Below are 6,709 nucleotides of genomic sequence, written 5' to 3'. Positions count from 1 at the left end.
TATAAACAAAAAAGACAGCCTTGCGTCTGTCTTTTTATAGATGGTTATGGCATGGCTTAAAATAAGATTAACCTTTTACTTTTTTGGTGCGAACCACACGGCAATCTTTATAAGAGATTTGTGATTCTGGGTCTTGGATGATGATGTCTGATTTGTGGTAGTTACCCAAAGTCAGTGCGTCAGTATCTAACGTCCAGCTGTTTTCATCACCAAAGAATGTACCTGCAATGTCAGAGCGGTTTAGGTTGATTGGCAAAAAACGGGTTTTGCCACCTAGGTTGGCTTCGGCATAAGTTGGCAACTTTTGCTTATTAAAGCCGTAAGTGACCTTGACTGCACCGCCTGTGCCACAGCTGTATGATACCTGTCTTACTTTCGTGGCGGTATTGTCAGCTTTTGCAGCATCCATGGTCGCTTCTGCATGAGCCACACCTGTAAAAGCAACGCCAAGAGCGAAGATTGGGACGATAAATTTAACTGCCTTCATAAGAACTCCTTAAAAATAAGGTAAATAAAACAAAATATGATCATCAAATTAAACAGTCCCAGTTATCAAATAAGACTGTTTTATCTTGATTGGCATTATATAAGAAGAAAACTAAACTTGATACTGTATAACAGTAAAGAATTATTGCTGACTTGGCGTTTGTGGTGACATAAGGGCTATTTTGAAATGATTTGTTACATTTTGGAAAAACTTAGGTTTATCAATGGTTTATAAGTACAACCGTATTTACATTTGTACTTTATTCTCATTAAAAAATTATCGAAAGCACTTCATACCACCCCACTTAAATGGTAAAATACGCCAAATTTCCCATTTTGTCCTTTTATTGAGAATTATCATGCAAATTACCGTCATCAATCATCCCCTTGTCCGCCACAAATTGTCGCTCATGCGAGAAAAAAACTGCTCCACCTATAAGTTTCGCACGCTCACCAACGAGCTTGGACGACTGATGGCATATGAAGCGAGCCGTGATTTCGAGACCGAAGATTTTGACATGGACGGCTGGGACGGTAGCACCATTAAAGGCACGCAAGTCAAGGGCAAGACGGTAACGCTTGTGCCGATTTTGCGAGCGGGGCTTGGTATGTTAGATGGCGTGCTTGACCTACTTCCCACCGCCAAAATCTCCTTTGTCGGCTTACAACGTGATGAAGAAACGCTTGAACCTGTGCCATTTTTTGAAAAGTTTGTCAAAGATATCGACAAACGCCCTGCCCTAATCCTAGACCCCATGCTTGCTACGGGCGGTAGTATGGTTGCCACCATTGATATGCTAAAAAAACATGGCTGTCAAAGCATCAAAGCCCTTGTACTGGTCGCCGCCCCCGAAGGCGTGAAACTTGTCAATGACGCTCACCCTGATGTTGAGATTTTTACCGCATCGCTTGACAGTCATCTCAACGAAGACGGCTATATCATCCCTGGTCTTGGGGACGCTGGCGATAAGATTTTTGGCACTCGCTAAACCACCCTACGCCAGTCTTAATGATTGGCGTTTTTCTTTTATTTTTGAGATGATAATTGCCAAAACAAACACCACCGCCTGCAAAAGCACAATCGTCGCCCCCGTTGCCGAATCCAGATGAAAACTTAAAATCACGCCCAAAAAACTGGTCAAACACGAACTTGCCACCGCCACAGCGAGCATGGTATGAAATCGTCTGCACAAGACAAATGCCGTAATACCAGGGGAGATAAGCATCGCCACCACCAAAATCACGCCAACCGCTTGCATGGCAACCACAATCGTGGCAGACAGCAGAATAAGCAACCCATAATGAAGCAATTTGGGCGACAGTCCTGCCACACGGGCATGGCTTGGGTCAAAGCAGTACAACAATAAATCCTTACCCTTTAACAGCACCACCCCCAAAATCGCTCCACAAATTATCATCGTTTGGATAAGCATGTCACGGCTGATACCAAGCAGATTGCCAAACAAAATATGCTTTAAATGCTGGTCGGTGTCTATCTTGGTAAACATGACAAGCCCCACGGCAAACATTCCTGCAAAGACAATGCCCATGAGCGTATCTTCCTTGATACGGGTGTTGTTTTTTAAAAATCCCACCGATACGGCACAAAACAGCCCTGCCACAAACGCCCCAAGCGACATCGGGAGTCCTGCCCACACCGCCACAATCACCCCGGGGAACACCGCGTGACTAATCGCATCGCCCATGAGCGACCAGCCCTTTAACACCACATAGCACGACAGCACCGCACACACCGCCCCAACAACGACCGATGATAATAGAGCGTGTTGCATAAAAGTGTGGGATAAGGGTTCGGTGAGAAAGTTTAAAAAGCTCATAAAATCACGGTCTTTATTTTTTAAAATATATCAATATAACGAGACATGGCATACACTCTATCTCTTTTCCCACCTGTGATTTCTTGCAAAATACCACTGCTTTCAAAGTCTTTTAACAAAGAATTGGCGGTGGCAGGCGAAATATCCAGTAACTGCTGAACGGACTTAGGGGTTTGCACTGGATTAGAGTACAATATTTTTAAAAAAGCACCTGCCAATTCAGCACGCTTACCCATGCCCATGGCAATACCTTGCAGCTCTTGTTGCAATTTCAATATTTGCCTAAATACCAAACATCCTTTTTTGGCTGTTTCTTCAACACCATTTAAAAAGAACAAAATCCAATGCAATAAATCATGACGCAAACGCACCGCCATCAAAGCATCATAATAACTGGCACGATTGCGTTCAAAAAAATCCGAAATATAAAAAGAAGGCTTTTCTAATACGCCATGCCCGATTAAATACAAAGGTATCAACAGTCGCCCCACCCGTCCATTACCATCCAAAAAAGGATGAATGGTCTCAAATTGATAATGACTAATGGCAATGCGAATCAGATGGGGAACGGCGACATTTTCATTATGCCAAAATAATTCCAAATCACTCATGAGCTCTACCACATTTTCATGATGTGGCGGAATAAAGGCTGCATCTGACAGATTAGAGCCACCTATCCAATTTTGACTGGTGCGAAACTCGCCAGGCAATTTCCCTTCGCCCCTTGCCCCTTTAATCAAAGCATGGTGCGTATCTTTTAGCAAACGATTGGACAAAGGGATACGTTTTAAGTCATTCACCGCTTGATTCATGGCTTTGATGTAGTTTTGTACTTCACGCCAATCATCTCTTTTTTCGGGCTGTATCTGCTCTTCTGGCATCAAAGCTTCATCAAGTTGGGTTTGTGTTCCTTCAATCTTGCTTGATGTTTGGGCTTCTTTAGTAATATGCATTTGAATAAACAAATCAATATCAGGCACAATAAGCGAAAAAGCATTCAACTCTCCAAGTGCTTTGGTGGCACGTTCAAGGTGCAAATTAATGGCAGGCTCTTCCCAAATCCACAAGGCATTAACCTTAGTTGGTTCAAAACTCTTGTATTGATAGCGTTCACGCCAAACACCTGCCTGAAAATTTTCTATTTTTTGGATATTCATCGCTGTTCCAATCAAAAAAGCATTTGCTTAAAATAACAAATCTTTTTATTTTAAGCAAATGCTTTTTCTTAAAATAAGCTCTGATTTTATTTTAAGAAAAAGCCATTTTGCAATTATGCCAACTTCTTTCGTCTTAAAACCCCAAACTTCCCCGAAAACAAAAACGCCCCCACAAAACACAGCGTTTGTAGCGACACAATCACACCCCCTGTCGCCCCGTCTAGGTAGTAGCTTAAATACACGCCAAGTCCACTTGTGGTTACGCCCAAAAACCCTGCGATGAGGATAAGCGGACGAAATCTATCGGTCAGCTGATATGCCGTTGCCCCTGGGGTGATGACCATCGCAATCACCAAAATCGCTCCCACCGTTTGCAGTGCCGACACCACGCACGCAGACAGCAGGCTAAAAAACAGTACTTGATACACTTTGGGCGACAGTCCCACCGATTTGGCGTGAATCTCATCAAAAAAGACAAGCAGTAAATCTTTCCAAAAAACAAGCAAAAAACCAAGCGACACCGCCATGACAATGCCCACTTGTATCATGTCGGTATCACTAATGCCCAAAATATTGCCAAAAATAATCTCTTGAACATTGACAGACGTGGGATTGATAGAGATGATAAACAGTCCCAACGCAAAAAACGTGGTAAAAATAAAGCCAATCACCGCATCTTCTTTTAGGTTTGTCAAAGATTTAACCCACAAAATCGCCAAAGACGCCAATATCCCCGAAAAAAACGCCCCAATCGCATAAGGCAAGCCGAGTGCATACGCAATCGCCACCCCCGGCACGACCGCATGGGACAAGGCATCGCCAATAAGCGACCACCCCTTTAACATCAAATACGCCGACAAAAACGCACACACACCACCGACCACAGACGACAGCACCATCGCTTTTACCATATATTCATAAGCAAACGGCTCGGCAAGCAGGGCAAACAGCTCACTCATGGCGTATCCTTATTTGGGTTTGGATTTGAATTTGGCGTAAGGCTGGGCGTTGTGGTGTCGGTTTTTGGGTTGTACAGTTGCACGCCGTCATTTTTTGCCCGTTTTTGGTTCATATTGACCTGCCCCACACGGCTTGCCTGTGCGGTCTCATCGCAGTGGCTACGCTCGGGTGTGCCGTCATGCACCCCATAAAACACCGCAGGCACTTCATCGTCCGCCAAAATCGTAACGGCACGACTGTCATCGTCATCGTGCAAGTCCTTGCCTGCCAGGCGAATTTGTCGTAACACGCCCCCAAACACCTTCTCCAAATTCTCTTGGGTAAAGGTCTCTTTGGTCGTACCACTTGCCAGCACGGTGCGATTTATCATCACCACTTGGTCGCAAAATTCTGGAATCGTCCCTAGATTGTGCGTGGAGATTAAAATCAAATGCCCTTCGCTTCGCAAATCGTCAAGCAACGCCATAATCGCCTTTTCGGTCTTGACATCAACGCCTGTAAACGGCTCATCAAGCAGGATAATTTTGCTTTCTTGGGCGAGCGAGCGAGCCAAAAACACTCGTTTTTTTTGACCACCTGACAATTCGCTGATTTGTCTATCTTTTAGATGAGAAATATCCACCCGAGCCATGGCGTCCGCTACCTTTTGGCGGTCGGTTGCCTTAGGCAGTCGCAAAAAATTCATATAGCCATACCGCCCCATCATCACGACATCATAGACCGACACGGGAAATTGCCAGTCCACTTCTTCGGCTTGGGGAACGTAGGCGACTAGGTTTTGTTTTAGGGCGGTGTTAATGGGTAGACCAGAGAGCAAAATCCGCCCTGATTGGGGCTTAATCAGTCCCATAATGGACTTAAACAGCGTGGATTTGCCAGAGCCATTTACCCCAACCAAGGCACAAGTCGTCCCACCTGTTAGGGCAAAATTCATGTCAAAAAGGGCGTGATGACCGTTGGCATAACGCACGGACAACTCCTGAACGCTTATGCTGGCGGTTAAGTCGTGAATGTGTGTCATAACTGTTGAAAACTGATTTAAAAAAGATAGAAATTTTTGAAATTGGTATGATAAATCAATGGTATTTTGGGGATTTAGGTGAATGTAATTCGCCCCTACCGTTTAATGTAAAACGCTCATATTCCCATATTTTTTAAATCAAAAATTTGGCAAGATACCGTATTTTATCTTGCCAAATCGCCTTGTCAATTATTTTTGAACTTTTGCGTCTTCAAATCCTTTAACCACCGTACTTACCGTTACGTTAAGTAGATCAAGATAGGTTGGCACCGCCCCGTCTTTTTCGCTTAGGCTGTCCACATACAGCACACCGCCATAATACGCCCCTGCTTCTTTGGCGACTTGTTTGGCAGGTTTGTCCGAAATGGTGCTTTCGCTAAATACCACAGGGATTTTGTTGGTTTTGACCGTGTCAATCAGTGCCTTGACCTGTTGGGGCGTGCCTTGTTGCTCGGCGTTGATATCCCACAGATAGGCTTCTTTTAGCCCATAATCTTTGGCAAGGTAACTAAACGCCCCTTCTGACGTAACGAGCCAACGCTCATTTTCAGGAATTTGGGCAAGTTTGGCACGCAGTGGCTCGTCCATGGCTTTGATTTTTTGGGCGTACTCCTCGGCATTTTTGATGTACACTTCTTTATTTTTAGGGTCGTGGGCAATGAATGCGTTTTTGATATTTTCCACATAAATCAGGGCGTTAGACGTGGACATCCAAGCGTGCGGATTTGGCAAATCCTTATATGAGCCTGCCTTAATCGGTATGGGCGTGATACCGTCCGTTACCACCACCGCAGGAATGTCTTTGGCATCTTGATAGAATTTTTCAAACCAACGCTCCAAATTCATGCCATTCCACAAAATCAAATCAGCTTCTTTGACCTTGGCAATGTCCTTTGGGGTCGGCTCATAGTCATGAATCTCTGCCCCTGCCTTGGTAATGGACTCAACATCTGCTGCGTCTCCTGCGACATTTTGGGCAATGTCTTCAATAATGGTAAAGGTCGTTACCACCGTCATTTTGTCGGTTTGGGCGGTGGGCGTGGGGGCTTGTTCGGTTTTTTGTTCGGCAGGCTTGTCGTTGCCACAGCCGATGAGAGCAAGGCTAAGTCCCAAGCAGGTCGCCCATTTTTTTAACTCAAAAGAAGGTATCATCATAAAATTTCCAACCACATCAATAAATTGAAATTACCCTTATTAACTATATAACTGGTTTAAGATACGCCTTAAACATACATCAAAAAAAACAT

The 6,709-nt window shown here is 44.4% G+C and carries 7 protein-coding genes; 1 reads left to right on the top strand and 6 read right to left on the bottom strand.

Translation table 11 applies throughout. The features are described 5' to 3' along the window. Positions 1-67: 67 nt before the first annotated feature. Positions 68-487, bottom strand: coding sequence for an adhesin (locus tag IM753_RS06075; protein ID WP_194108905.1), 420 nt, complete (start codon positions 485-487; stop codon positions 68-70). Between the two features lie 358 nt (positions 488-845). Between IM753_RS06075 and upp the strand changes: the two genes are divergently transcribed. Further along, positions 846-1,475, top strand: a complete 630-nt coding sequence (gene upp, locus IM753_RS06070; protein ID WP_194108904.1) for a uracil phosphoribosyltransferase — start codon at positions 846-848, stop codon at positions 1,473-1,475. A gap of 6 nt (positions 1,476-1,481) precedes the next feature. Here upp and IM753_RS06065 read toward each other — a convergent pair whose 3' ends face one another. The 5 genes from IM753_RS06065 to IM753_RS06045 form a co-directional block, all read right to left on the bottom strand. Next, complete coding sequence (locus IM753_RS06065; RefSeq protein WP_194108903.1) at positions 1,482-2,324, bottom strand: metal ABC transporter permease; 843 nt, start codon at positions 2,322-2,324, stop codon at positions 1,482-1,484. Positions 2,325-2,344: 20 nt separating this feature from the next. Beyond that, entirely contained in the window at positions 2,345-3,481 is a 1,137-nt protein-coding gene (locus IM753_RS06060) for a Fic family protein (RefSeq protein ID WP_065254902.1), read from the bottom strand. A gap of 113 nt (positions 3,482-3,594) precedes the next feature. Next, positions 3,595-4,440, bottom strand: a complete 846-nt coding sequence (locus IM753_RS06055; protein WP_304609642.1) for a metal ABC transporter permease — start codon at positions 4,438-4,440, stop codon at positions 3,595-3,597. Continuing rightward, a complete protein-coding gene (locus IM753_RS06050) occupies positions 4,437-5,462 on the bottom strand; it encodes a metal ABC transporter ATP-binding protein (RefSeq protein ID WP_304609641.1) in 1,026 nt (341 codons plus the stop codon). The genes IM753_RS06055 and IM753_RS06050 overlap by 4 nt, the downstream gene beginning before the upstream one ends. Positions 5,463-5,651: 189 nt before the next feature. Then, positions 5,652-6,617, bottom strand: a complete 966-nt coding sequence (locus IM753_RS06045; RefSeq protein ID WP_227514640.1) for a metal ABC transporter substrate-binding protein — start codon at positions 6,615-6,617, stop codon at positions 5,652-5,654. Between the last annotated feature and the right edge of the window lie 92 nt (positions 6,618-6,709).

It is taken from the genome of Moraxella sp. K127, from assembly GCF_015223095.1.
In the GTDB taxonomy this organism is placed as follows: Bacteria; Pseudomonadota; Gammaproteobacteria; order Pseudomonadales; family Moraxellaceae; genus Moraxella.
This window is presented reverse-complemented; position numbering and strand designations above follow the sequence as displayed.

Excerpts from the sequence above, each read along its gene's own strand:
- IM753_RS06075 (WP_194108905.1), bottom strand. The coding sequence starts at position 487 with ATGAAGGCAGTTAAATTTATCGTCCCAATCTTCGCTCTTGGCGTTGCT.
- upp (WP_194108904.1), top strand. The coding sequence starts at position 846 with ATGCAAATTACCGTCATCAATCATCCCCTTGTCCGCCACAAATTGTCG.
- IM753_RS06065 (WP_194108903.1), bottom strand. The coding sequence starts at position 2,324 with ATGAGCTTTTTAAACTTTCTCACCGAACCCTTATCCCACACTTTTATG.
- IM753_RS06060 (WP_065254902.1), bottom strand. The coding sequence starts at position 3,481 with ATGAATATCCAAAAAATAGAAAATTTTCAGGCAGGTGTTTGGCGTGAA.
- IM753_RS06055 (WP_304609642.1), bottom strand. The coding sequence starts at position 4,440 with ATGAGTGAGCTGTTTGCCCTGCTTGCCGAGCCGTTTGCTTATGAATAT.
- IM753_RS06050 (WP_304609641.1), bottom strand. The coding sequence starts at position 5,462 with ATGACACACATTCACGACTTAACCGCCAGCATAAGCGTTCAGGAGTTG.
- IM753_RS06045 (WP_227514640.1), bottom strand. The coding sequence starts at position 6,617 with ATGATGATACCTTCTTTTGAGTTAAAAAAATGGGCGACCTGCTTGGGA.